This is a genomic window from Jejuibacter sp. L23 (assembly GCF_050815825.1).
GTDB lineage: Bacteria > Pseudomonadota > Gammaproteobacteria > Enterobacterales > Enterobacteriaceae > Jejubacter > Jejubacter calystegiae.
In genome coordinates this window covers 4218716-4242382 of the sequence record NZ_CP138199.1, presented here as the reverse complement: position 1 = coordinate 4242382, position 23667 = coordinate 4218716, and the positions used below count along the sequence as shown (strand labels likewise).

Annotated in this window: 18 protein-coding genes; 12 read left to right on the top strand and 6 right to left on the bottom strand. The window is 58.7% G+C overall.

Annotated features, from left to right (window positions below):
* Positions 1–41: 41 nt before the first annotated feature.
* The 5 genes from SCU88_RS20360 to SCU88_RS20340 all read right to left on the bottom strand — a co-directional run bounded on the left by SCU88_RS20360 (position 42) and on the right by SCU88_RS20340 (position 3528).
* The gene (locus SCU88_RS20360) at positions 42–1082 is read right to left on the bottom strand and encodes an NADP(H)-dependent aldo-keto reductase (RefSeq protein ID WP_175340991.1); all 1041 of its coding nucleotides are present in this window, start codon (positions 1080–1082) and stop codon (positions 42–44) included.
* A gap of 162 nt (positions 1083–1244) precedes the next feature.
* Complete coding sequence (locus SCU88_RS20355; RefSeq protein WP_138093247.1) at positions 1245–1463, bottom strand: YgdI/YgdR family lipoprotein; 219 nt, start codon at positions 1461–1463, stop codon at positions 1245–1247.
* Positions 1464–1623: 160 nt separating this feature from the next.
* A complete protein-coding gene (locus SCU88_RS20350) occupies positions 1624–2337 on the bottom strand; it encodes a TerC family protein (RefSeq protein WP_175340990.1) in 714 nt (237 codons plus the stop codon).
* A gap of 114 nt (positions 2338–2451) precedes the next feature.
* The gene (gene mutH / locus SCU88_RS20345) at positions 2452–3138 is read right to left on the bottom strand and encodes a DNA mismatch repair endonuclease MutH (RefSeq protein WP_175340989.1); all 687 of its coding nucleotides are present in this window, start codon (positions 3136–3138) and stop codon (positions 2452–2454) included.
* Positions 3139–3321: 183 nt separating this feature from the next.
* Positions 3322–3528, bottom strand: coding sequence for a hypothetical protein (locus SCU88_RS20340; RefSeq protein WP_175340988.1), 207 nt, complete (start codon positions 3526–3528; stop codon positions 3322–3324).
* Between the two features lie 296 nt (positions 3529–3824).
* On the opposite strand from SCU88_RS20340, the gene rppH reads away from it, so the two are divergent.
* The 12 genes from rppH to recD all read left to right on the top strand — a co-directional run bounded on the left by rppH (position 3825) and on the right by recD (position 22158).
* Positions 3825–4355: an RNA pyrophosphohydrolase gene (gene rppH / locus SCU88_RS20335; RefSeq protein ID WP_138093238.1), complete on the top strand. Its 531-nt coding sequence runs from the start codon at positions 3825–3827 to the stop codon at positions 4353–4355.
* A gap of 12 nt (positions 4356–4367) precedes the next feature.
* Positions 4368–6614: a phosphoenolpyruvate--protein phosphotransferase gene (gene ptsP / locus SCU88_RS20330; RefSeq protein WP_175340987.1), complete on the top strand. Its 2247-nt coding sequence runs from the start codon at positions 4368–4370 to the stop codon at positions 6612–6614.
* 149 nt (positions 6615–6763) lie between these two features.
* Positions 6764–7636, top strand: a complete 873-nt coding sequence (gene lgt / locus SCU88_RS20325) for a prolipoprotein diacylglyceryl transferase (protein ID WP_138093232.1) — start codon at positions 6764–6766, stop codon at positions 7634–7636.
* A gap of 6 nt (positions 7637–7642) precedes the next feature.
* Positions 7643–8437 (top strand): thymidylate synthase, encoded by a 795-nt coding sequence (gene thyA / locus SCU88_RS20320; RefSeq protein WP_175340986.1) that lies wholly within the window; start codon positions 7643–7645, stop codon positions 8435–8437.
* A 194-nt stretch (positions 8438–8631) separates the two neighbouring features.
* Positions 8632–9093: a prepilin peptidase-dependent protein gene (locus SCU88_RS20315; protein ID WP_175340985.1), complete on the top strand. Its 462-nt coding sequence runs from the start codon at positions 8632–8634 to the stop codon at positions 9091–9093.
* Positions 9093–9605, top strand: a complete 513-nt coding sequence (locus SCU88_RS20310; RefSeq protein ID WP_175340984.1) for a prepilin peptidase-dependent protein — start codon at positions 9093–9095, stop codon at positions 9603–9605. The genes SCU88_RS20315 and SCU88_RS20310 overlap by 1 nt, the downstream gene beginning before the upstream one ends.
* Positions 9602–10015, top strand: a complete 414-nt coding sequence (locus SCU88_RS20305; RefSeq protein WP_175340983.1) for a DUF2509 family protein — start codon at positions 9602–9604, stop codon at positions 10013–10015. Before SCU88_RS20310 ends, SCU88_RS20305 begins: the two co-directional genes overlap by 4 nt.
* Positions 10012–10368, top strand: coding sequence for a prepilin-type N-terminal cleavage/methylation domain-containing protein (locus SCU88_RS20300; protein ID WP_175341058.1), 357 nt, complete (start codon positions 10012–10014; stop codon positions 10366–10368). Before SCU88_RS20305 ends, SCU88_RS20300 begins: the two co-directional genes overlap by 4 nt.
* A 30-nt stretch (positions 10369–10398) precedes the next feature.
* Complete coding sequence (recC, locus tag SCU88_RS20295) at positions 10399–13773, top strand: exodeoxyribonuclease V subunit gamma (protein WP_175340982.1); 3375 nt, start codon at positions 10399–10401, stop codon at positions 13771–13773.
* A 125-nt stretch (positions 13774–13898) separates the two neighbouring features.
* The gene (gene ptrA / locus SCU88_RS20290; protein WP_175340981.1) at positions 13899–16790 is read left to right on the top strand and encodes a pitrilysin; all 2892 of its coding nucleotides are present in this window, start codon (positions 13899–13901) and stop codon (positions 16788–16790) included.
* Complete coding sequence (recB, locus tag SCU88_RS20285; protein ID WP_175340980.1) at positions 16787–20323, top strand: exodeoxyribonuclease V subunit beta; 3537 nt, start codon at positions 16787–16789, stop codon at positions 20321–20323. Before ptrA ends, recB begins: the two co-directional genes overlap by 4 nt.
* Positions 20320–22158, top strand: a complete 1839-nt coding sequence (gene recD, locus SCU88_RS20280) for an exodeoxyribonuclease V subunit alpha (RefSeq protein ID WP_175340979.1) — start codon at positions 20320–20322, stop codon at positions 22156–22158. The genes recB and recD overlap by 4 nt, the downstream gene beginning before the upstream one ends.
* Here the strand turns inward: recD and argA are convergent.
* The gene (gene argA / locus SCU88_RS20275; protein ID WP_175340978.1) at positions 22148–23482 is read right to left on the bottom strand and encodes an amino-acid N-acetyltransferase; all 1335 of its coding nucleotides are present in this window, start codon (positions 23480–23482) and stop codon (positions 22148–22150) included. The genes recD and argA overlap by 11 nt on opposite strands.
* Positions 23483–23667: the final 185 nt, after the last annotated feature.

Genomic DNA, 23667 nt, shown 5'->3' with positions numbered 1-23667 from the left:
AGAATTAAAACAGGGGCGCTGCGTGCGCCCCTGTTGCTTTATTATGGGGCAGGATAGGTCCAGTTGCGGTGTACCGCCTCCAGCTCTTCCCGCACCTCGGCACTCAATTCCAGGTGTTGGCTGTCGATGTTGCTCTTAAGCTGTTCCATGGTGGTGGCGCCCAGCAGGGTACTGGCGACAAACGGCTGCTGACGCACGAAGGCCAGCGCCATCTGGGCCGGATCCAGTCCGTGTCGGCCGGCAACCTCGACATAGGCGGCCACGGCCTGATTCGCCGGTTCGCCGCTATAGCGCGTAAAGCGGCTGAACAGCGTATTACGCGCGCCGGCAGGGCGGGCGCCGTTCAGGTATTTTCCGGTCAGGGTACCGAAGGCCAGGCAGGAATAGGCCAGTAGCTCAATGCCTTCGTGTTGGGCTATCTCGGACAGACCCACTTCGAAGCTGCGGTTCAGCAGGCTGTAGGGATTCTGGATGGTGACAATACGCGGCAGATCGTGTTTTTCCGCCAGTTGCAGATAGCGCATCACGCCCCAGGCGGTTTCGTTGGAGACGCCGATATAGCGAATCTTACCGGCCCGCTGGCAGTCGGCCAGCGCTTCCAGGGTTTCCAGCAGGGTCACCGGCGGCGTGCTGTCGTTCCATTCATAGCCGAGCTTGCCGAAGCAGTTGGTCGCACGCTGGGGCCAGTGCACCTGATAGAGATCGAGATAGTCGGTTTGTAGTCGTTTCAGGCTGGCGTCCAGCGCTTCGCGAATGTTTTTGCGGTCCAGAATCTGGTTAGGGCGGATGCTGCTGTCGCTGTTGCGGGACGGACCGCTGACTTTGGAAGCGATAACCAGCTTTTCACGATTACCGCGCTTATGCAGCCAGTTACCCACATAAGTTTCGGTGAGTCCCTGAGTTTCGGGACGTGGCGGTACGGGATACATCTCCGCGACGTCGATCAGGTTGATCCCCTGAGCGACGGCATAGTCGAGCTGCTCGTGAGCGTCGGCTTCGCTATTCTGCTCGCCGAAAGTCATGGTGCCAAGACCCAGTCGGCTTATCTCCAGCGAGCTGTGAGGGATTCGGTGATAGTGCATTGCCGGTTTCCTTTTCTCTTTCTTGTGATGACATTGTTGCGATAAGTTGTGTCGTAACGCGTCGGCGCACGTCCTGTAACCATGACAGAGCCAGCGTAAAAGGGAAAGAGGAAAGCGGGGAAGGCGTTATAAAAAAGGCCAGCGAGGCTGGCCTTTTATCGTTTAACGTTCAATGATTTGCGAAACATCATCGCGGTTAATCTGCATTTCATTGCCCTGATTATCGCGATAGCTGACCAGCCCGGTATCATCGTCGACCTGCGGCTTGCCTTCGGTCAGAATCATCCGACCATCTTTGGTCGCCATGACGTAATCACTGCTACAGCCGGAAACAGCAAATACCATGCCGACGGCGGAAATTGCTACAGCCCATTTTTTCATTCTATTCTTCCTCAGCGAATTCTGTATGTGCCTATATTTTAGTAATAACCTGGCGAGATAAATTAAAAAAGGGGGCAAGTCTTAAAAACGGAGTATTATTGTAAGAAAGTTCCCTGGAAGTGGGGTAAAACGCAACAAAAGCTGCGTTTTACCCGCTAACTCACAGTGGATTCTTTTTGTTGCGTAGCAGATTCAGACATTCCACTGCAATCGAGAAGAACATGGCGAAATAGATGTAGCCTTTGGGAACTTCGACATCAAAGCTTTCCAGAATCAGGGTAAAGCCCACCAGAATCAGGAAAGAGAGCGCCAGCATCTTCACCGACGGGTGCCTGTCGACAAACTCGCCGATGGGGCGCGCAGCGAACATCATCATACCCACAGCGATCACTACGGCGGCCATCATAATAAACAGATGATCGGAAAGACCAACCGCGGTAATGACGGAATCAAGACTAAAGATAATATCCAGCAGCATAATCTGGATAATCGCCCCCCAGAATGAGTGGACGTTGGTTTTCATCTCTTCTCCGCCGCCTTCTATCGATTCATGTACCTCCATACTGGCCTTCCAGATCAGAAACAGCCCCCCCATCAGCAGGATCAGATCCCGCGCCGAGATGGCTTCGCCAAACAGAGTAAACAGCGTCTGGGTAAGATGGCTGAGCCAGGCAATGGAGGCCAACAGCGCCAGACGCATTACCATGGCGCCCAGCAGCCCCAAACGGCGGGCTTTATTCTGCTGATGTTTTGGAAGCTTCGCGACGACCAGAGAAAGGAAGATGATATTGTCGATCCCCAGAACGATTTCCAGCAGCGTCAGCGTACCGAGCGCCAGCCAGGCATTGGGATCCGTAATCCATGCAAATAACATTAACTATCCTGCCAAAAAAGAGAGAACAATAGCTTATCAGGCTATTTTATCTGTCGGCCTTGCGGCGTTCCTGATAAGCGCAAACCCTAATTATAAGCGCGCCTGTACTTGCTTTTACAACAAGAAGTGGCGCGCCAACAGCGCGGCGGTAAAAGGTTTCTTGAGATAAAAGCCACGCGGTCGGGTCAAAATGGTCTCACCATTAGCGCCGATGGCGTCGGTCAGCGCCTGGCCGTTTGCGGCTTTGGGACGGATCTGCAGTACCTCTCCGTGGCGCGCGGTAATACGCTCGACCTGGCCCAGCACAATCATATCCATCAGCTCTTCCCAGTCGCGGCGCAGCTGCATCTCTTCCTCTTCAGAAGGGCTCCACAGCAGCGGCGATCCTACCCGGCGCTCGGCCAGCGGAATGGTGCGCTCTCCTTCCACCGGCACCCAAAGCACGCGCTTTAGCTTGTGGCGCACGTGGCAGGTTTCCCAGACCACGCCGCTGTTGCCGGTGAGTGGGGCTACGCAGACAAAGGTGGTTTCCAACGGCCGTCCCTGCCTGTCGATAGGGATCGTTTTTAGCTCCACACCAATAGCGGCGAAGTCCTGCTCTGGCTTGCTGCCGGCGCTGGCGCCCAGCCACATCTCGAGCAGAATGCCGATCCAGCCTTTATCGCGGCGCAGATCCTTCGGCACCGGCAGGCCCGCCATGGCCCCCAGCTCCCCAAGACTGCAACCGGCGAGTAATCGGGCCTGTTCCAGCAACTGTGCTTCATTTTCCGGGGGGCTAACAGGCAGGTGTAATGATTCCATAAATGGCTCAATGCGGGTGGTGAAAAAATAGACGCACTTTCAGGTGCTTGTGGAAAGAGTTTACTCCTTTGTGGCTTTAAAAACCAATATGATGATTTATATAGGTTTTTACCATCTTTTCGGCAGCGGATTTGCCAGGCGAGACGGGTTTTTCAATAATGGTCACCGACAATGAACAGGATCTTACACCGGGTTATCCACAGAAAAATGGGATAACTGGGCAAATCCGCCACTACTGTTTCGATTTACAGCCTTGACGGCAGGCGAAAAAGGAATTTTCAGGCGATTTGTGTCTAACTTATTGACACAATCTGTGGATAAAAACGGCGCTGCTCGATCTTTCATCACTCTGGGATCCATGAGTGTGATGATCGTCACTAAATCTGTCATTCAGACATATCTTGTTGTTTTAATTTCATGATATATAATCATTTATTATTCAGTGCGCTTTGCGCAACTTAAGTGGCAGGATAAGTTTTCCCGTGTTAATTAGCCAGTTCTACACAGTGATATCCACAGAAAAAGTGAATAAAACCGCTCTGAATTGCACCTGCCTGTTTATAACCTTGATCTTATCTGTGAGTTATTCAATTGTTATACCTGTCGCGTCCCTGACATAGAGTGGTTTACCGCCTTTCGGGAGTATGAAACAATCGCAGCATTCAGGTTTATTTTGGGGTAGTCCAGTGATCGACGACGATGGCTACCGCCCGAATGTGGGTATCGTGATCTGTAACCGGCAGGGGCAGGTAATGTGGGCCAGACGTTTTGGCCAGCACTCCTGGCAGTTTCCCCAGGGGGGAATTAACCCTGGCGAGTCCGCGGAACAGGCGATGTATCGGGAACTGTTCGAAGAGGTGGGGCTGCAACGTAAAGACGTGCGGCTGCTTGCCTCTACCCGTAACTGGTTACGTTACAAGTTACCGAAACGTTTGGTGCGTTGGGATACAAAGCCGGTTTGTATCGGCCAGAAGCAAAAATGGTTTCTTCTGCAACTGATTAGCAATGACAGCGACATCAATATGCAAACCAGCAGCACGCCGGAGTTCGATGGCTGGCGGTGGGTAAGCTATTGGTATCCGGTGCGCCAGGTGGTCTCATTCAAGCGCGATGTCTATCGCCGCGTGATGAAAGAGTTCTCGGGCGTTGTAATGCCCTTACAGGATGCGGCGCCGCAGCGTAACGCTTCCTCTGGATGGCGAAGAAAAAGAGGTTAAGCCACTCCCCGTATGCTCACTCAGTTACGAGAGATTGTCGAAAAGGTTGCCAGCGCCCCGCGCCTGAACGAGGCGCTGGAAATACTGGTGAATGACATCTGCCAGGCTATGCATACCGAGGTCTGCTCGGTTTACCTCGCCGATCGCGATCGCCACTGCTTTTACCTGATGGCAACGCGCGGGCTGAAAAAGCCGCGCGGCCGGATAGTCACCCTGGCCTTTGATGAAGGCATTGTGGGGCTGGTGGGCAGGCTGGCGGAACCCATAAACCTGGCCGATGCCCCAAAGCACCCGAGCTTTAAATATGTGCCAGGTGTTAAGGAGGAGCGTTTCCGCGCCTTCCTTGGGGTGCCGATTATTCAGCGCCGCCAGTTACTGGGGGTGCTGGTGGTGCAGCAGCGCGAGCTGCGCCAGTTCAACGAGACCGAGGAGTCCTTCCTGGTCACGCTGGCCACGCAGATGGCCGCCATTCTTTCCCAGTCCCAGCTTACCTCTTTATTTGGCCAGTACCGCCAGGCGCGGATTCGTGCACTGCCCGCGGCTCCCGGCGTGGCGGTCGCAGAAGGGTGGATGGACACCACGCTGCCGCTGATTGAACAGGTTTCGGCGGCCTCCACGCTGGATATCGCCCGGGAGCGGGAACGCCTGGGTGAAGCGCTGGAAGAGGCGGGGGCCGAATTCCGCCGCTACAGCAAACGCTTCAGCGGCGGGGCCCAGAAAGAGACGGCGGCGATCTTCGATCTCTACTCGCACCTGCTTTCCGATCCACGTCTGCGTCGCGAACTGTATGAAGAGGTGGATAAAGGCTCGGTGGCTGAATGGGCGGTTAAAACAGTCATTGAAAAGTTCGTCGAGCAGTTCTCCGCCCTGAGCGAAGGTTACCTGAAGGAGCGCGCGGGCGATCTGCGTACCCTGGGCCAGCGGCTACTATTCTTCCTGGACGATACTATTCAGGGGCCCAACACCTGGCCTGAACGCTTTGTGCTGGTAGCGGACGAGCTTTCGGCCACCACCCTGGCGGAGCTACCCCAGGATCGTCTGGCCGGCGTAGTGGTGCGCGACGGGGCATCGAACTCCCACGCCGCTATTATGGTACGCGCCCTGGGGATCCCCACGGTGATGGGCGCCGATATCCAGCCAACTTTCCTGCACGAACGCATGCTGATCGTCGACGGCTATCGCGGTGAAGTGCTGGTGGATCCAGAACCGGTACTGATTGCCGAATACCAGCGTCTGATAAGCGAAGAGAACGAACTGAGCCGTCGGGCGGAAGATGGCGTAGAGCAGCCAGCCTGCCTTGCCAGCGGCGAACGGGTGCATGTCATGCTTAACGCCGGCCTTAGCCCTGAACATGAACAGAAGCTTGGCGCCTGGATCGATGGTATTGGCCTGTATCGCACCGAAATCCCCTTTATGTTGCAGAGCGGCTTTCCTTCGGAAGAGGAGCAGGTAGCCCAGTATCAGGGCATGTTGCAGATGTTCCACGATAAGCCGGTGACGCTGCGAACCCTGGATGTCGGGGCGGATAAACAGCTGCCCTATATGCCCATCAGCGAAGAGAACCCTTGCCTGGGATGGCGCGGTATTCGCATTACCCTCGATCAGCCAGAGATCTTCCTGATCCAGGTGCGTGCCATGCTACGTGCCAATGCCGCCACCGCCAACCTAAGTATCCTGCTGCCGATGGTCTCCAGCCTGGACGAGATCGACGAGGCGCGCAGGCTTATCGATCGCGCTGGTCGGGAGGTGGAAGAGACGCTGGGCTATGCACTGCCGGCGCTGCGTATTGGGGTGATGATCGAGGTCCCCTCAATGCTCTATTTGCTACCGCAGCTGGTGGGGCGAGTCGACTTTATCTCGGTCGGGACCAACGATCTGACCCAGTATCTGCTGGCGGTGGACAGGAACAACACCCGGGTGGCTTCGCTGTATGACAGCCTGCATCCGGCAATGTTGCGCGCCATGGCCCAGATAGCCCGGGAAGCGCGAGCGGTTGGTATCGAGCCCGGGGTGTGTGGAGAAATGGCAGGCGATCCGATGTGTGTGGCGCTGCTGGTCGGCATGGGTTATCGCTCGCTGTCGATGAATGGCCGTTCCGTCGCCAGGGTGAAATACCTGCTGAAACGTATCGATCTGGAAGATGCGCAGAATCTGGTGCAGCGCAGTCTGGAGGCCCAGTTAACGACTGAAGTGCGCCATCAGGTGGCGTCTTTTATGGAGCGACGCGGTCTGGGCGGTCTGATTCGCGGCGGGCGCTGATTCCATTACGTTTCTTTTACATCTTCATGACCGCACCGCCCGCGGCCTTTGTGGTATGATTCGCGGCTTTGGGAGCGCGCCTGAACGGCGCGCGGCTAATTTTCCCGCCCCTTCCACACCGGCGGGACAACAATGCTTTGTGGTGACCGATGAATAGTGGCTATCTGCGTTTCCCCGACTTCGATCCGGTAATTTTCTCCGTGGGACCGGTTTCGCTCCACTGGTATGGTCTGATGTACCTGGTGGGTTTTGTTTTCGCTATGTGGCTTGCGGTTCGCCGCGCCAAACGTCCGAACAGCGGTTGGACCCAGAACGAGGTTGAAAACCTGCTGTATGCCGGCTTTGTCGGCGTGTTCCTCGGCGGCCGCATCGGCTATGTGTTGTTTTATAACCTGCCGCTGTTCCTTGAGGATCCGCTCTATCTGTTCCGGGTATGGGATGGCGGGATGTCGTTCCACGGTGGCTTGATTGGCGTCATCTGCGTGATGCTTATCTTCGCCCATCGCACCAAACGCACCTTTTTCCAGGTCTCTGATTTTATTGCGCCGCTGATCCCCTTCGGTCTGGGCGCCGGTCGCCTTGGTAACTTCATTAACGGTGAACTCTGGGGCCGCGTCGATCCCAACTTCCGCTTCGCCATGCTGTTTCCCGGCTCGCGTTCAGAAGATATCGGCCTGCTGGCGAGCCATCCGGAATGGCAGCAGCTGTTTAATACCTATGGCGTACTGCCGCGCCACGCTTCCCAGCTCTACGAAATGGCGCTGGAAGGGATTGTGCTGTTCATCATCCTGAACCTGTTTATTCGCAAACCGCGCCCCACCGGCTCCGTTTCCGGGCTGTTCCTGATCGGCTACGGTGCGTTCCGCATTATTGTGGAATTTTTCCGCCAGCCGGACGCGCAGTTCACCGGCGCCTGGGTGCAGTACATCAGCATGGGGCAGATTCTCTCTATCCCGATGATCGTGGCCGGTATTGCGATGATGGTCTGGGCGTATCGCCGCCCGCAGAAGCAGATTTCGTGAGGATGTATGAAACAGTATCTTGATTTAATGAAAAAAGTGCTGGAAGAGGGCACGCCGAAGGACGATCGAACCGGTACGGGGACGCTCTCTATCTTTGGTCACCAGATGCGCTTTGATCTCCAGCAAGGGTTTCCGCTGGTGACCACCAAGCGCTGTCACCTGCGCTCTATCATCCACGAACTGCTCTGGTTCCTGAATGGCGACACCAACGTTGGCTATCTGCGTGACAACAAGGTCACTATCTGGGACGAATGGGCTGATGAAAACGGCGACCTGGGGCCGGTATACGGCAAGCAGTGGCGCGCCTGGGGAGCGCCAAATGGCCAGACCATCGACCAGATCTCCCGGGTTATGGAACAGCTGAAAAGCGATCCTGATTCTCGGCGTATCATCGTTTCCGCCTGGAACGTGGGGGAGCTGGACCAGATGGCGCTGGCGCCGTGTCACGCCTTCTTCCAGTTCTATGTGGCGGACGGGCGTCTCTCCTGCCAGCTCTACCAGCGCTCCTGCGATATTTTCCTGGGACTGCCGTTTAATATCGCCAGCTATGCGCTGCTGGTGCATATGATGGCGCAGCAGTGCGACCTGGAAGTGGGCGACTTCGTCTGGACCGGCGGCGACACCCATCTGTACAGCAACCATCTGGAACAGACCCGCCTGCAGCTGACTCGCGAACCGCAGCCGCTGCCGAAACTGGTCATCAAACGTAAGCCTGATTCGCTGTTTGACTACCGTTTCGAGGACTTCGAGATCGAAGGTTACGATCCCCATCCTGCCATTAAGGCGCCTGTCGCCATCTGATTTTCGGATGGATAGCCAGTCGCAATAACGCCAGCCGGTGATTCCCCCGGCTGGCGTTTTTTTATGGGCACATTTTGCGAGTCAGCTTCGTAGATGGCTGCAAGCTGGTGTATCTGCGCATCTTTGTTCCGGGCTGTCTCGCAGCGTCACATTCCCGCACTGGCGTTTTTCTCCGCCGTTGGCAGACTGGCGCTATGAACAGAAAGTCAATGGGATTTACGCTGCCTGAACTGTTGGTGGTCATTGCGCTGACCCTGGTGCTGAGCGGTATGGCTACGTATAGCGGGTATAGCTGGCAGCAGCGTCAGCGTCTGTGGCATAGCGCTCAGTTGCTGAGGGCCTGGCTACAACTGGTGCGTGACGATGCCGGTGCCTTTAACCGTGAGCGAAAGCTACAGGTGCTGCGTAACGGCGAGCGCTGGTGTCTGGTCAGCGAACCGACGCTGCATTGCGGGGGAGGGCGGTTTAGCTTTTCGGTCCCCTGGGAGGATGTCCGGCTGACCTCGATAACCGGTGAACCGGGTTTTTTTGGCCTGCGTAATACCGCCTGGCCGGGGCACCTGACCCTGGAAAATGGAGCGGGGAGCTGGCAGGTGGTGGTATCGGTATGGGGGCGCATCAGGCTGTGCAGGCCAGAGGAGGAGAAATGTCGGTGATGCCACGAGGTTTTACCTTACCGGAGCTTCTGATCGCCATGGCGCTGGCCAGCCTGATTGGGTTGGGCGTGGCCCGGGTGTTGCCCGGGCTCTACCTGGCGACGCTGAATGAAGTGCAGCGTCAGTGGCAGCAGGAGGATCTTTGGCGGCTGGCGTTTACCCTGGGCAAGGTTATCCAGCGGGCGGGATACTGTCAGCGTCAGTGCTCGGGGCCTGGGTTATGGCTGGCAGAGCAGGGGCGTTGTCTGCGGGTACAGTGGCAGGGTAGCGACGTTCAGGGATTCCGCCTGCGGAATGATTCCCTGGAAACCTTGAGTGGCGCTGCCGACTGCGCGGGAAGTCACTGGGAAAAAATGACGGAACCCGGCCGACTGAAGATTGTGGATTTTCAGGTACGCCGGGTGGTGCGCTCAGAGCTGGCGCCGCTGTGGGTGGTGGAAATTACCGGCCAGGCTGCCGGTCCAGGGGAGCCGTTTGTCGCCCGCTATGCCGTCAGCGGGTTTAACCTGTGAACCGGGGGCGGCGCCAGCGTGGTTCGGCGCTGCTGATGGTGCTGATGACCCTGGCGTTAGGCACGCTGCTGCTGCGGGGGCTGGGGTTACATCATCGGCTGCGCCAGCCCATTCTGGCGCTGGAAATTCAGCGCATTCAGATGAGCAGCAGGGCGCATTCGGCGCTGGCATGGGGAATGCGGCAAACCTGGGTGCCGACCCCCACGTGGCAGTGCCGGGAGGCACCGGACCAGGGGAGGGCTTGCCTGCGAGCTACCGCCAACGATGAAGGCGTTCTGATGGGCCTGGATAGTACAGAAACGATGCGCTACTGGCAGTGGGTCACGATAACGGAGGAGCGGATACGGGCGCAGCCCCGGGGCTGGAGCGACTTCTGTCCGCTGGCAGACGGGGGGTGTGAGCTGCCATGACGCGAAGAAATTCCGGCTTTAGTCTGGTGGAAACGCTGGTGGCGCTGGTGCTGTTTAGCCTGGCGTTAAGTGGTCTGCTGGGCTGGCAGCGCTCGCTGATGCTGGGTCTGCGCGAGCAGCACCAGATGCTGCTACGCTGGCGAGAAGCTGAACGCCTGCTCGAGGTTCAGGCGCCAGCATCCACCGTTCCTGGCGTTATAAGAGGCGAGACAATAAAAGAGGGATGTGTCAGCATCTGGGTTATGATTAGCGGCGCTACGGGCGGCAATACGCGGCTTTCACGCCTTCACTGCCCGGGTTTTAATACCGGTTCTGCCCTGAATACCCCCTCTCCCCTTAGGGGAGAGGGATGAGGGACATTTTGAAGTTGTGCAGGAGTCTTTATGCTACGGGTCTACCACTCTAACCGGCTGGATGTGCTGGAAGAGATCATGGAGTTTATTGTGGAGCGCCAGCCGCTGGCGGATCCCTTTGAGTCCGAGGTGGTACTGGTGCAGAGCGTCGGTATGGCCCAGTGGCTGCAAATGACTCTTGCCGAACGCTTTGGTATTGCCGCCAATATCAACTTTCCGCTGCCTTCCAGCTTTATCTGGCAGATGTTTGTGCAGGTGCTGCCCGGCATTCCTGAGGAGAGCGCCTTCAGTAAAAGCGCCATGAGCTGGAAGCTGATGAGCCTGCTGCCATCACTGCTTGAGCAGCCGGAATTTGAAGCTCTGCGCCACTATCTGGCTGAGGATAACGATCGCCGTAAGCTGTTCCAGTTGGCAAGCCGGGTGGCGGATCTGTTTGACCAGTATCTGGTCTATCGCCCGGAGTGGTTGCTGACCTGGGAGCGCGGCGAACAGGTGGAAGGACTGAGCGCCGTTCAGGGGTGGCAGGCGCCGCTGTGGCGCGGGCTGGTGGAACTGACCGCGAAACTGGGTCAGGCGCCCTGGCATCGCGCTAATCTCTATCGCCGCTTTATCCGCACCCTTGAAGAGAGTGACAACTGCCCGCCGGGGTTGCCGTCGCGTATCTTCATCTGTGGCATCTCGGCGCTGCCGCCGGTTTACCTCCAGGCGCTACAGGCGCTGGGGCGCCATATCGATGTCCATCTGCTGTTTACTAACCCCTGTCGCTATTACTGGGGCGATATTAAAGATCCTGCTTTCCTGGCCCGACAGTTGAGCCGCCGCCGCCGGGTTCACGGCAGCCAGCAGAGTCTGCCGCTGTTTCGCGACACGGACCAGGCGGCAGGGCTGTTTAACGAGGATGGCGAACAGATGCTGCCTAACCCGCTGCTCGCCTCCTGGGGCAAGCTGGGGCGCGACTACAGCTTCCTGTTATCGGATCTGGAACAGACGGCGGAGATAGACGCTTTTGCCGACGTGCCGCCAGATACGCTGCTGCACCGGCTACAGGCCGATATGCTGACCCTGGAAAATCATGAGGTCGTGGGGCTGAATGAACAGGAATACGCGCGCAGCGATAATAAACGGCTGCTCGATTCTCAGGATCGCAGCGTTACGGTCCATCTTTGCCATAGCGCCCAGCGGGAAGTCGAGGTGCTGCACGATCGCCTGCTGGCCATGATGGAAGCCGATCCTGCCCTGACGCCCCGCGACATTATCGTGATGGTGGCGGATATCGACAGCTACAGTCCCTTTATCCAGGCGGTATTTGGCAGTGCCAGCGAAGAACGACGGCTGCCTTTCGCCATCTCTGACCGACGGGCCAGAGAGGCACACCCGGCTATTCAGGCCTTCCTGGCATTACTGGCTCTGCCGGACAGTCGCTTTACCTCTGAGGATGTGCTCTCACTGCTGGAGGTGCCCGCGCTGGCTGCCCGCTTTGCTATTGATGAAGAGGGGCTGCGCTACCTGCGCCAGTGGGTCAGCGAATCCGGCGTGCGCTGGGGGATGGACGACGATAACGTCCGGGAATTTGAGCTGCCGGCCACCGGACAGCACACCTGGCGTTTCGGACTCACGCGCATGCTGCTGGGCTATGCCATGTCGAGTAGCGCCGGTGAGTGGCAGTCGCTGCTGCCCTATGATGAATCCAGCGGGCTGATTGCCGGTCTGGTCGGGCACCTGGCGGATCTGCTGGCTCAACTAAGCGAATGGCGCAATCAGCTGGCACAACCCCGGGCGTTGAACGAATGGCTACCGGTCTGCCGCGAAATGCTGAATGCTTTTTTCCAGGCGGACACCGAGACCGAAGCGGCGCTGGCGCTGATCGAAAAGCAGTGGCAGGGGGCGATTAGCCAGGGGATAGAGGCCGACTATCAGGATACCGTGCCGTTGACGCTGCTGCGCGACGAACTGGCACGGCGGCTCGATCAGGAGCGTATCAGTCAGCGCTTCCTGGCAGGACCGGTTAACTTCTGTACCCTGATGCCAATGCGCTCCATCCCTTTTAAAGTTGTCTGCTTGCTGGGTATGAACGATGGCGTTTATCCCCGCACGCTTTCACCCCTGGGTTTCGATCTGATGAGCGAAAAACCAGTGCGTGGCGATCGCAGCCGCCGTGACGACGACCGTTATTTGTTTCTGGAAGCGCTACTCTCTGCCCAGCAGCAGCTTTATATCAGCTACATTGGCCGCTCGGTGCAGGATAACAGCGAGCGTTTCCCTTCGGTGCTGGTGGATGAGCTGGTGAACTACATTTCTCACAGTCACTATCTGCCGGGGGATGAAATCTGTAACAGTGACGAAAGCGCTCGTCGGGTGAAAGCGCATATCTGCTGGCAACATCCGCGCACGCCCTTTGATGCCCAAAGCTATCTGCCGGGGGATGAACGTCAGAGTTATGCCCGGGAATGGTTGCCTGCGGCCAGCGAGCGGGGTGAAGCGCACGCCGATTTTATCCAGCCGATTGCCGAACAGCCGCTGACCGCACTTTCCTTCGAACAGCTCCAGCGTTTCTGGCGCCATCCGGTACGGGCTTTCTTTCAGATGCGTCTGAGAGTCAGTTTCGCCGTCGAGGAGACCGAGCTGCCAGATGCTGAACCCTTTACCCTGGATGCCCTGGAGCGTTTTCGGGTTAATCAGCAATTGCTGAATACCCTTGTGCGTCAGGAAGATCCCCAGCGCCTCTACCGCCGTTATCGGGCAGCGGGTGAGCTACCTTACGGCGCCTTTGGCGATATATGGTGGGAAAACCAGTTGGAGGAGATGCAACCGCTGGCACAGCGGGTGGTGGAAGAGCGTCAGCCGGGAGAGAGCCAGGAGATTGATTTGATGCTTGGCGACGTGCATCTGACCGGCTGGCTGCCGGACACTCAGCCGGACGGCCTGCTGCGCTGGCGGCCTTCCCAGCTTCAGGTAGGGCACGGTATGCAGCTCTGGCTGGAGCATCTGGTGTGGTGCGCCAGCGGCGGCAGTGGGGAAAGTCGTCTGTACGGTCGTAATGACAGCCAGTGGCGCTTCCCGGCGCTGGAGCCAGAACAGGCCCGCGAGCTATTGCGTGAACTGGTGGCGGGTTATCAGCAGGGGCTGTCGCAGCCGCTTATTCTGCTGCCTGCCAGCGGCGGTGCCTGGCTGAAAGCCTGTTACGATTCACATCAGGATATTATTCTGTGGGATGAAGAAACGCAGCGCAAGGCGCGCACCAAACTGCAGCAGGCCTGGGAAGGGAACCAGGTTGTGCAGGGAGAAGGTCAGGATATCTGGCTACAGCGGCTGTGGCGCACGCTGGATAATGCGTACTATGATGCGATAATCGGTGAAGCGCAGCGCTGGCTGCTACCGCTATTTCGCTATCATCGCGATGCGTGATTGTATAAAAATTGCTCACCATGGCGAGTTGCTTTATGATGCGCTCGCCGTAAGGGTATAACAATCATCAAAGCCGGAAGCCGTTCGTGATGATATATCAGGAGGTTAGATAGTGAGGTTCGTGAATGCCTAAATGCAGCACCTGGTTTACCACCTATTTCTTGTTTGTTTTCATTGCCCTGTGGGCACCACTGAGTCAGGCAGACACGGGCTGGCAACCTCTAAAGGAGACTGTCCGTAAAAGCGAGAAAGACCCCCGTCAGTACCAGGCCGTTCGCCTTAATAACGGTATGGAAGTGCTGCTGGTGTCCGATCCCAAAGCGGTGAAGTCGCTGTCAGCGCTGGTAGTGCCGGTAGGGTCGCTTCAGGATCCCGATGCACATCAGGGACTGGCTCACTATCTGGAACATATGATCCTGATGGGGTCGAAAAAGTACCCCAGCCCGGACGGTCTTTCCGAATTCCTGAAAATGCACGGCGGCAGCCATAATGCCAGTACCGCGCCTTATCGTACCGCTTTCTACCTGGAGGTGGAAAATGATGCGCTGGCGCCAGCGGTGGACAGGCTGGCGGACGCCATTGCCGAACCGCTGCTTTCACCGGAATATGCCCAGCGTGAACGTAATGCCGTCAATGCCGAGCTGACCCTGGCCCGCTCCCGTGACGGAATGCGTATGGCGCAGGTCAGTGCCGAAACCATTAACCCGGCACACCCGGGCTCCCGCTTTTCCGGCGGTAACCTGGAAACGCTGAGCGATAAACCCGGCAGTAAGCTCCAGGATGCGCTGGTGTCCTTCCGGGATCGCTGGTACTCCGCCAATCTGATGAAGGCGGTCATTTACGGCAATAAGCCGCTGCCGGAACTGGCCTCGATTGCCGCTCAGACTTATGGGCGAGTGGAAAATCGCCACGTTCAGAAGCCGGAAATTGATGTTCCCGTCGTTACCGATGCCCAGAAAGGGTTGATTATTCACTATGTGCCTGCGCTACCGCGTAAACTGCTGCGCGTCGAATTCCGTATCGATAACAACAGCGCGCAGTTCCGCAGCAAAAGCGATGAGCTGATCGGTTATCTGATTGGTAACCGTAGCGCCGACACGCTCTCTGACTGGCTGCAGAAGCAGGGGCTGGCCGAAGGGGTGAATGCCAGCTCCGATCCTATGGTGAGCGGCAACGGCGGGGTATTCGCCATCTCGGTATCGCTGACGGATAAAGGTCTGGCTCAGCGTGACAAAGTCGTAGCGGCTATCTTTAGCTATCTTAAGCTACTGCGGGAAAAGGGGGTGGATAAACGCTACTTCGACGAACTGGCCCACGTGCTGGATCTCGACTTCCGCTATCCCACGCTGACCCGGGATATGGACTACGTAGAGTGGCTGGCGGATACCATGCTGCGGGTACCGATGGCGCACGTGCTGGATGCCTCTAATATCGCCGACCGCTACGACCCTAAGGCTATTAAAGCCCGTCTGGCGATGATGACGCCGCAAAACGCCCGGGTCTGGTATATCAGCCCTGATGAACCGCACAACAAGACGGCCTACTTCGTGAATGCGCCTTACCAGGTCGATAAGATCACGCCGCAGACCCTGAATACATGGCGCGACGAGGGGCAGAAAATCAGTCTGAATCTGCCCGCGCTCAATCCCTACATTCCGGATGACTTCACGCTGATTAAGCCAGAGAAAAAGTACCCACACCCTGAACTGCTGGTGCAGGATCCGGGATTGCGGGTGCTCTATATGCCCAGCGCGAATTTCGCTGATGAACCCCGGGCCGATCTGACGCTGGTGCTGCGTAACCCGCAGGCAATGGACAGCGCCAAAAATCAGGTGCTGTTTGCTCTGAATGATTATCTGGCAGGGCTGGCGCTCGACGAACTGGCAGGCCAGGCGGCAGTGGGCGGTATCTCTTTTTCGACCAACGCCAACAGCGGGCTGATGGTCAACGCCAACGGTTATACCCAGCGTTTGCCTCAGCTACTGAGCGAATTGATGAAGGGCTACTTCAGCTATACCCCGACTCAGGAGCAACTGGATCAGGCTAAGTCCTGGTACACCCGGATGCTGGATTCCGCCGAGAAGGGCAAAGCCTATGAACAGGCTATTATGCCAGTTCAGATGCTGTCGCAGGTACCTTATTTTCAGCGTGCCGACCGTCGGGCACAACTGCCGGAGATTACCCTGAAGGATGTATTAAGCTATCGCGACAACCTGCGGCGCAACGCGTTACCAGAGCTGCTGGTGCTGGGCAATATGGCGCCTCAGAAGGCTGCTGAGCTTGGGAAGCAGCTGCGCGAGCAATTGGGCACTCAGGGCAGCGAATGGTGTCGCTCCCGGGACGTGCTGGTGGATAAAGCCCGCCGCATACTGATTGAGAAGGCGGGCAGCAGCACTGACTCGGCGCTGGCGGCCCTGTTTGTGCCGACGGGCTACAGTGAAGAGACCAGCGGCGCCATGAGCAGCATGCTGGCGCAGATTATCCAGCCCTGGTTCTATAATCAGTTGCGTACCAATGAGCAACTGGGCTATGCGGTGTTTGCCTTCCCGATGTCGGTGGGGCGTCAGTGGGGCATCGGCTTCCTGCTGCAAAGCAGCGATCGCCAGCCTGCGGCCCTGTGGCAGCGTTACGGCGCTTTCTTCCAGGGGGTGGAGCAGCGACTGCGTAAGATGCCGCCCGCCGAGTTCGCACAGATTAAGCAGGGCGTGATCAACCAGTTTATGCAGGCGCCCCAGACGCTGAATGAAGAGGCGACACGCCTGAGCAAGGACTTTGACCGCGGCAATATGAATTTCGACTCGCGCCGCAAAGTGGTGGACGAAATCCGTAAGCTCACGCCACAACAGCTGGCCGACTTTTACCGCCAGGCGGTGATGGAGCACAGCGGCGTAGCACTGCTGTCGCAGATTGCCGGTTCGCAGGGCAAAGCGGACTACGCCAGTCCTGAAGGCTGGGAGCGTGAATCGGATATCCACAAGCTGCAAAAAACCTTTTCGTTGGTAAGTGATAAACCATGACCGATATCGCCGCGCAGCCCCTTGAGCCCCTACGGTTGCCGCTCACGGGTGAGCGGCTGATCGAGGCTTCGGCGGGCACCGGTAAAACCTACACCATTGCGGCGCTCTATCTGCGCCTGTTGCTCGGCCTGGGAGGGGAAGCTGCCTTTCCCAGGCCGCTCGGCGTGGAAGAGCTGCTGGTAGTGACCTTCACCGAAGCGGCCACCGCCGAACTGCGGGGCCGTATTCGCGCCCGTATTCACGACCTGCGTATCGCCTGCGTGCGTGGGGAAAGCGACGATCCCCTGCTAAGCCGTCTGCTGGCGGAGATCCCCGAACCTGCCCGGGCCGCCGATATTTTGCGCTTTGCTGAGCGTCAGATGGATGAAGCCTCGGTCTTCACCATCCACGGTTTCTGCCAGCGCATGCTTAGCCTGAATGCTTTCGAGTCCGGCATGCTGTTTGAACAACAGCTACTGGAAGATGAGAGCGAGCTGCGTCAGCAGGCGTGCGCCGATTTCTGGCGCCGCCACTGCTATCCGCTATCAAGGCCTGTGGCCCAGGCGATTAGCGCGCAGTGGTCCGGCCCGCTGGCGCTGTTGCACGATATCGACAGCTGGCTGCAGGGCGAGGCGCCGCAGTTGAAACGTCCGCCCCAGGAGGATGAGACCCTGGAACAGCGTCATCAGCGCAATCTGGCGCGTATCGACGCGGTAAAAGCGCAGTGGCGGGAAGCGGCCCCCGGGCTGGCGGCGCTTATTGGCGATTCCGGCGTAGATAAGCGCAGTTTCAGCAGCCGTAACCTGCCGCGCTGGCTTGAGGGGGTGGGGGTGTGGGCCGACGAGCCAACCCACGGCTATCTATTGCCGGAAGCGCTGGAAAAATTCAGCCAGCGTTTTCTTGATGAAAAGACCAAAAAGGGCGAGCCGCCGCGTCATCCGCTGTTTAGCGCCATCGAGGCGCTACTGGATGAGCCGCCGGGTCTGCGCGATCTGGTGATTGCCCGGGCGCTGGCGGAGATTCGCCAGACCGTGGCGCGTGAAAAGCAGCGGCGGGGCGAGCTGGGCTTTGACGATATGTTGAGTCGGCTGGATGCCGCCCTGAGCCAGCCGGGGGGCGATGCGCTGGCGGAGGCCATTCGCCGCCGCTTTCCGGTGGCGATGATCGATGAATTCCAGGATACCGACCCCCAGCAGTATCGTATCTTCCGCCGCATCTGGCTTGGGCAGCAGGAAACCGGACTGCTGCTGATAGGCGATCCCAAGCAGGCTATCTATGCCTTTCGCGGCGCGGATATTTTTACCTATATGCGCGCCCGCTCCGAGGTGAGCGCCCACTATACGCTGGACACCAACTGGCGCTCGTCGCCGGGAATGGTCGAAAGCGTCAACCGCCTGTTCGCCCACCAGGAAAACGCCTTTCTGTTTCGTCAGATTCCGTTTCAGCCGGTCAATGCGGCGCCGCCCAATGGGCAAATGCGCTTTACCCTGAATGGCGAGGTGAGCCCGGCCATGTCGGTCTGGCTCCATCCTGGCGATGGCTGTGGAGTAAGTGATTACCAACAGACAATGGCCCGCCAGTGTGCGATCCAGATTCGCGACTGGCTAACGGCAGGGCAAAATGGTGACGCGCTGCTGTGGCGCGGGGAGCGCTCGCGCCCGGTTGAAGCCCAGGATATTACCGTGCTGGTACGTAGCCGCAACGAGGCGGCTATTGTCCGGGAGGCGCTGGCGGCGCTGAATATTCCTTCGGTCTATCTTTCAAACCGCGACAGCGTGTTCGTCACCCCCGAAGCGCGTGAACTGCACTGGCTGTTGCAGGCGGTGCTGGCACCGGGCCAGGAGAGCGCACTGCGCAGCGCCATGGCGACCAGTATCCTGGGGCTGGATGCCGCCGCCATCGATGCCATGAACCAGGACGAACGGGCCTGGGACCGGCTGGTGGAAGAGTTTGATGAATATCGCCAGCTCTGGTTACGACGCGGGGTGATGCCGATGATTCGCGCCATGATGGCTAAGCGCGGGCTGGCGGAAAACCTGCTGGCTTCCCCCGGCGGCGAGCGGCGCCTGACCGATCTGCTGCACCTGAGTGAACTGTTGCAGGAAGCCTCAGCCCGCCTCGACAGCGAACATGCCCTGGTGCGCTGGCTGGCGCAGCATATCGAAGCCCCGGATAACAATGCCGCCAGCCAGCAGCTCCGGCTGGAGAGCGATCGCCATCTGGTGCAGATTGTCACCATCCACAAATCGAAAGGGCTGGAATATTCCCTGGTCTGGCTGCCCTTTATCGCCTCGTTCCGCCCCCAGAAACAGGCGCTGTGGCACGATCGCGACAGCTTCCAGACGCTGCTGGATCTGAGCGACGATAAACAGGGGCTGGAACTGGCGGAAGAGGAGCGGCTGGCGGAGGATCTGCGCCTGCTCTACGTGGCCCTGACCCGCGCCATCTGGCACTGTAGCATCGGTATCGCGCCGCTCTATCTGCGGGGCAGAACGAAGAAAGGCGATTCCGACCTGCACCTTAGCGCTATCGGCTGGTTGATTCAGCGCGCTACCCCCTGCGACGCAGCGGGGCTGCGCCAGGCGCTGGAAAATCTGTGCAGCGACGATATTCAGCTTCGGGAGCTGGCGATGGACGATGAACGGCCATGGCAGCCGAACGCCCCCGCTGCGCGCGAACTGGCGGCAAGAGAGGCCACTCGTGCCAGGCGTGAACCCTGGCGGGTGACCAGCTATTCCGGGCTGACCCGCCACGGCGGCGGCATCGCTCAGGATCTGATGCCGCGCCTGGATGTGGATGCTTCAGGCAGCGCGGAACAGAGCAGTGAGCCATTACTTACTCCCCATCACTTCCCGCGAGGCGCTTCGCCGGGAACCTTCCTGCATGGCCTGTTCGAACAGCTGGATTTTACCCAACCGGTGGATCCGGACTGGCTTGGTGAGCAGTTACAGCTCGGCGGCTACGACGAAGCGTGGCAGCCGGTACTGGCTCCGTGGCTGGAACAGATTCTGGCCGTGCCGCTCGGTGATGACGGCGTCAGTCTGAATCAGCTTTCTGCCCGTGAGCGTCAGGTGGAGCTGGAATTTTACCTGCCGATTAGTGCTGCCCTCACTCCTGAGCAACTGGATGCGCTGGCCCACCGCTACGATCCGCTGTCGGCGCGCTGCCCGGAACTGCAGTTCCAGCAGATTCGCGGCATGCTGAAGGGGTTTATCGACCTGGTATTCCGCTGGCGTGGGCGCTATTACCTGCTGGACTATAAATCGAACTGGCTGGGGGAAGGCAGCGAAGCTTATACCCGCGAGGCGATGGAAAAGGCGATGTGCGAACACCGCTACGATCTGCAATATCAGCTCTACAGCCTGGCGTTGCACCGTTATCTGCGCCATCGGCTGGCGGATTATGATTATGAACGTCATTTTGGCGGCGTCATCTATCTGTTTCTGCGCGGCGTTGAGCCGGGCAATTCACAGCAGGGCATCTTCACTACCCGGCCGGATCCGGCGCTGGTGGCGGGGCTGGATGCGCTCTTTTCCGGGCAGGAGGCATCATGACGTTGCATGAACTGTTCGGGCAGGCGGTGGAGCTGAAGCTGCTGCGCCCGCTGGATGCCCGCTTCGCGCTGACTCTGGTGGGGGATGACGCGGCGGCGACGCTGGCGGCGGCGCTGCTGAGCCGCGACGCAGGGGAAGGGCATGTCTGTTTGCCGCTTTCCCGGCTGCGGCCAGAGCTCTGCTTTGAGGCGCGCCATGAGTCACTGGCGCAGGCGCTGTTTACTGCGGCAGGTCATCCTGACGACTGGCGTCAGGCGCTGCTGGCCTCTGCCGCAGTCAGTGAAGACGATGCGGCAACGCCCCTGAAACTGGTAGGCGATCGCCTCTATCTGAACCGAATGTGGCAGGACGAGCAGTCGGTGGCGCGCTTTTTTCATGACGGAAACCGGGTGGTCTCCCAGGATGCGTCACAGTTGCGCGCGGTGCTGGACTCCCTGTTTGGCAGCGCTACTCAGGAGACCGACTGGCAGAAAGTGGCCGCGGCAGTGGCGCTCACCCGCCGGGTTTCGGTGATTTCCGGCGGTCCTGGCACCGGTAAGACCACCACGGTGGCAAAACTGCTGGCGGCGCTGATACGGCTGGAAGAGGCTAAAAGGCCGCGTATCCGGCTGGCGGCGCCAACCGGTAAAGCGGCGGCGCGTCTGACCGAATCGCTGGGCAGTGCCCTGCGTCAGTTGGCGCTAACACCAGAGCAGCAGGCGCTGTTGCCTGAAGAGGCAGGTACTCTGCACCGGCTGCTGGGCGCTCAGCCTGGCAGTCAGCGTTTACGCTACCATGCCGATAACCCGCTGCATCTGGACGTGCTGGTAGTGGATGAAGCATCAATGGTGGATCTGCCGATGATGGCGCGGCTGGTGGCGGCTCTGCCGCATCATGCCCGGGTCATCTTCCTGGGCGATCGCGACCAGCTGGCTTCGGTGGAAGCCGGGGCGGTGCTGGGCGATATCTGCCATTTTATCGGCGATGGCTATAGCGCCGAGCGGGCCCGGGAGCTGACGCAACTGACCGGCTGTCCGGTACCGGGTAGCGAGAAATCGGGTGCTGAGGCGTTGCGCGACAGTCTGTGCCTGCTGCGTAAAAGTTACCGCTTCGGCCATGATTCCGGTATTGGACGTCTGGCCGCTGCGGTTAACCGTAGCGACAAAGCGGCGGCGCGTAGCGTGTTGGGCGAAGGCTTTGAAGATGTTACGTTCTGGCCGCTGGGGAACCTGGATGAATATGCCCGGATGCTGGTGGGCGCCCGGGAGGGCTATGCCCGTTATCTGTCGCTGTTACGCAATGCCGACGCTGCGCCGGAAGCGCTGATTGGGGCGTTTAGCGAATACCGGCTGTTGTGCGCTCTGCGCGAAGGGCCGTTCGGCGTGCGTGGTCTGAACGAACGGCTGGAGCAGGTTCTGATGCGGCGCGGTGCGCTGGCGCGCCCGCAGAGTGGCTCCCGCTGGTATCACGGGCGGCCGGTGATGATTTCCCGCAACGACAGCGCACTGGAGCTGTTTAACGGCGATATCGGTATTGCCCTTGAGGGCGACGAGGGGATTCGGGTCTGGTTTCCCATGCCGGACGGCAGCGTGAAATCGGTGCAGCCCAGCCGTCTACCGGCCCATGAAACCGCATGGGCGATGACGGTACATAAATCTCAGGGTTCGGAGTTCGATCACGCGGCGCTGGTGCTGCCATCGCGCTTTGTGGCGCTGGTGACCCGGGAACTGGTCTACACCGCCATTACCCGGGCGAAGCGGCGGTTGACTATCTGGGGACGGGACAGCGTGCTGGAGCAGGCCATTATCACCGGTACTGAACGGCGTAGCGGCCTGCCCGCGCTCTTTACTGATTAAGCTCCACCATTAACACTTTGGAGCGGCGCTGGTAGTTGTACATCTGCTTTTTGCTTTCCGGCAGCAGTTCGACATCTACCGGAATAAAGCCGCGCTCCTGGAACCAGTGGATGCTGTGGGTGGTCAGCACGAACAGCCGGTTCAGCCCCATCTGACGCGCCTGGGTGGCGATGCGCTTGAGCAGCTCTTCGCCCCGTGATGAGCTACGGTAGTCCGGGTGAACCGCCACGCAGGCCATTTCGCCAATCTGCTCTTCCGGGAACGGATAGAGGGCGGCGCAGGCGATGGTCAGGTTATCGCGCTGGACGATGGTGAATTTGTCGATCTCCATCTCCAGCTGTTCACGGGAGCGGCGCACCAGGATGCCCTGCTGCTCCAGCGGGCGAATCAGCTCCAGAATGCCGCCGATATCGTTAATAGTGGCGCGCCTTACCTGCTCGGCGCTTTCCATCACAATCTGGGTGCCGATACCATCCCGTGAGAATAGCTCCTGCAACAGCGCCCCGTCTTCGCGATAGCTCATCAGGTGACAGCGCCGTACCCCGCTACGGCAGGCCTTCAGGGCGCCGCGCAGAAAACGGACGGTGCCGGAGTGATAATCGCCTTTGGCTTCCATCTCTTCGACCCGCTGTTGGGCCTCGGCCGGAAACAGCTCCGACAGAATGCCGCCTTCACCGTTGCTGACTCCCTGGGAAGAGCAGAAACCGATCATTTTTTCGGCCTTCAGCTTTACCGCTACCTGGGTGGCGATCTCTTCTGAGGTCAGGTTAAAGCTTTCGCCAGTGACGGAGACGGCGACCGGCCCCATCACCACGATGGCGCCGCTATCGAGCTGACGGTGGATGCTCTCGGCGTCGATACGACGAATTCGCCCGCTGTGGCAATAATCCACGCCGTCGTCTACGCCCAGCGGCTGTGCGGTAATAAAGTTACCGCTGACCACGTTAATATGCGCGCCCTGGAGCGGCGTATTGTTAAGGCTCATCGACAGCCGGGCGGTGATCTCCAGTTGCAGCAGGCCCGCCGCCTGTTTAACCAGTTCCAGCGCTTTGGCGTCCGTCACCCGGGTGTGCTTGTGGTAGACCGGCTCACAGTGGTGGGCGGCCAGGTTGGCGTCTATCTGCGGGCGGGCGCCATAGACCACCACCAGGCGAATTCCCAGGCTATGTAACAGACCTATGTCATTAACAATACTGGAAAAATTCTCGTGCTCGATGGCTTCTCCACCCAGCATAATGACAAACGTTTTCCCGCGATGGGCGTTGATCCAGGGGACGGAATGCCGAAAACCCTGAACCAGTTCTGTCTTGCGCTCCTTTACCACGGCACGATCCTCAGTGAATTATTATTCGTAATAAGTGTATTTTTATTCTTTTATTGAGGTGGGCGCAAGGGGAAATTTAGCGCTTTTTTGCCCAACGGCGGTACGGATTTTCTTGATTGTTACCGTATGTTTACCCTTTTATAGATGACACCCGGTGACGGTTTCGCTAGAGTTTCGGGTTCGGA

Coding starts and splice junctions, on each gene's coding strand:
- recC (WP_175340982.1), top strand. CDS start 10,399: ATGCTACGGGTCTACCACTCTAACCGGCTGGATGTGCTGGAAGAGATC.
- ptsP (WP_175340987.1), top strand. CDS start 4,368: ATGCTCACTCAGTTACGAGAGATTGTCGAAAAGGTTGCCAGCGCCCCG.
- thyA (WP_175340986.1), top strand. CDS start 7,643: ATGAAACAGTATCTTGATTTAATGAAAAAAGTGCTGGAAGAGGGCACG.
- SCU88_RS20315 (WP_175340985.1), top strand. CDS start 8,632: ATGAACAGAAAGTCAATGGGATTTACGCTGCCTGAACTGTTGGTGGTC.
- recB (WP_175340980.1), top strand. CDS start 16,787: ATGACCGATATCGCCGCGCAGCCCCTTGAGCCCCTACGGTTGCCGCTC.
- ptrA (WP_175340981.1), top strand. CDS start 13,899: ATGCCTAAATGCAGCACCTGGTTTACCACCTATTTCTTGTTTGTTTTC.
- mutH (WP_175340989.1), bottom strand. CDS start 3,138: ATGGAATCATTACACCTGCCTGTTAGCCCCCCGGAAAATGAAGCACAG.
- recD (WP_175340979.1), top strand. CDS start 20,320: ATGACGTTGCATGAACTGTTCGGGCAGGCGGTGGAGCTGAAGCTGCTG.
- lgt (WP_138093232.1), top strand. CDS start 6,764: ATGAATAGTGGCTATCTGCGTTTCCCCGACTTCGATCCGGTAATTTTC.
- SCU88_RS20310 (WP_175340984.1), top strand. CDS start 9,093: ATGCCACGAGGTTTTACCTTACCGGAGCTTCTGATCGCCATGGCGCTG.
- SCU88_RS20355 (WP_138093247.1), bottom strand. CDS start 1,463: ATGAAAAAATGGGCTGTAGCAATTTCCGCCGTCGGCATGGTATTTGCT.
- SCU88_RS20350 (WP_175340990.1), bottom strand. CDS start 2,337: ATGTTATTTGCATGGATTACGGATCCCAATGCCTGGCTGGCGCTCGGT.
- SCU88_RS20340 (WP_175340988.1), bottom strand. CDS start 3,528: ATGACAGATTTAGTGACGATCATCACACTCATGGATCCCAGAGTGATG.
- SCU88_RS20360 (WP_175340991.1), bottom strand. CDS start 1,082: ATGCACTATCACCGAATCCCTCACAGCTCGCTGGAGATAAGCCGACTG.
- SCU88_RS20300 (WP_175341058.1), top strand. CDS start 10,012: ATGACGCGAAGAAATTCCGGCTTTAGTCTGGTGGAAACGCTGGTGGCG.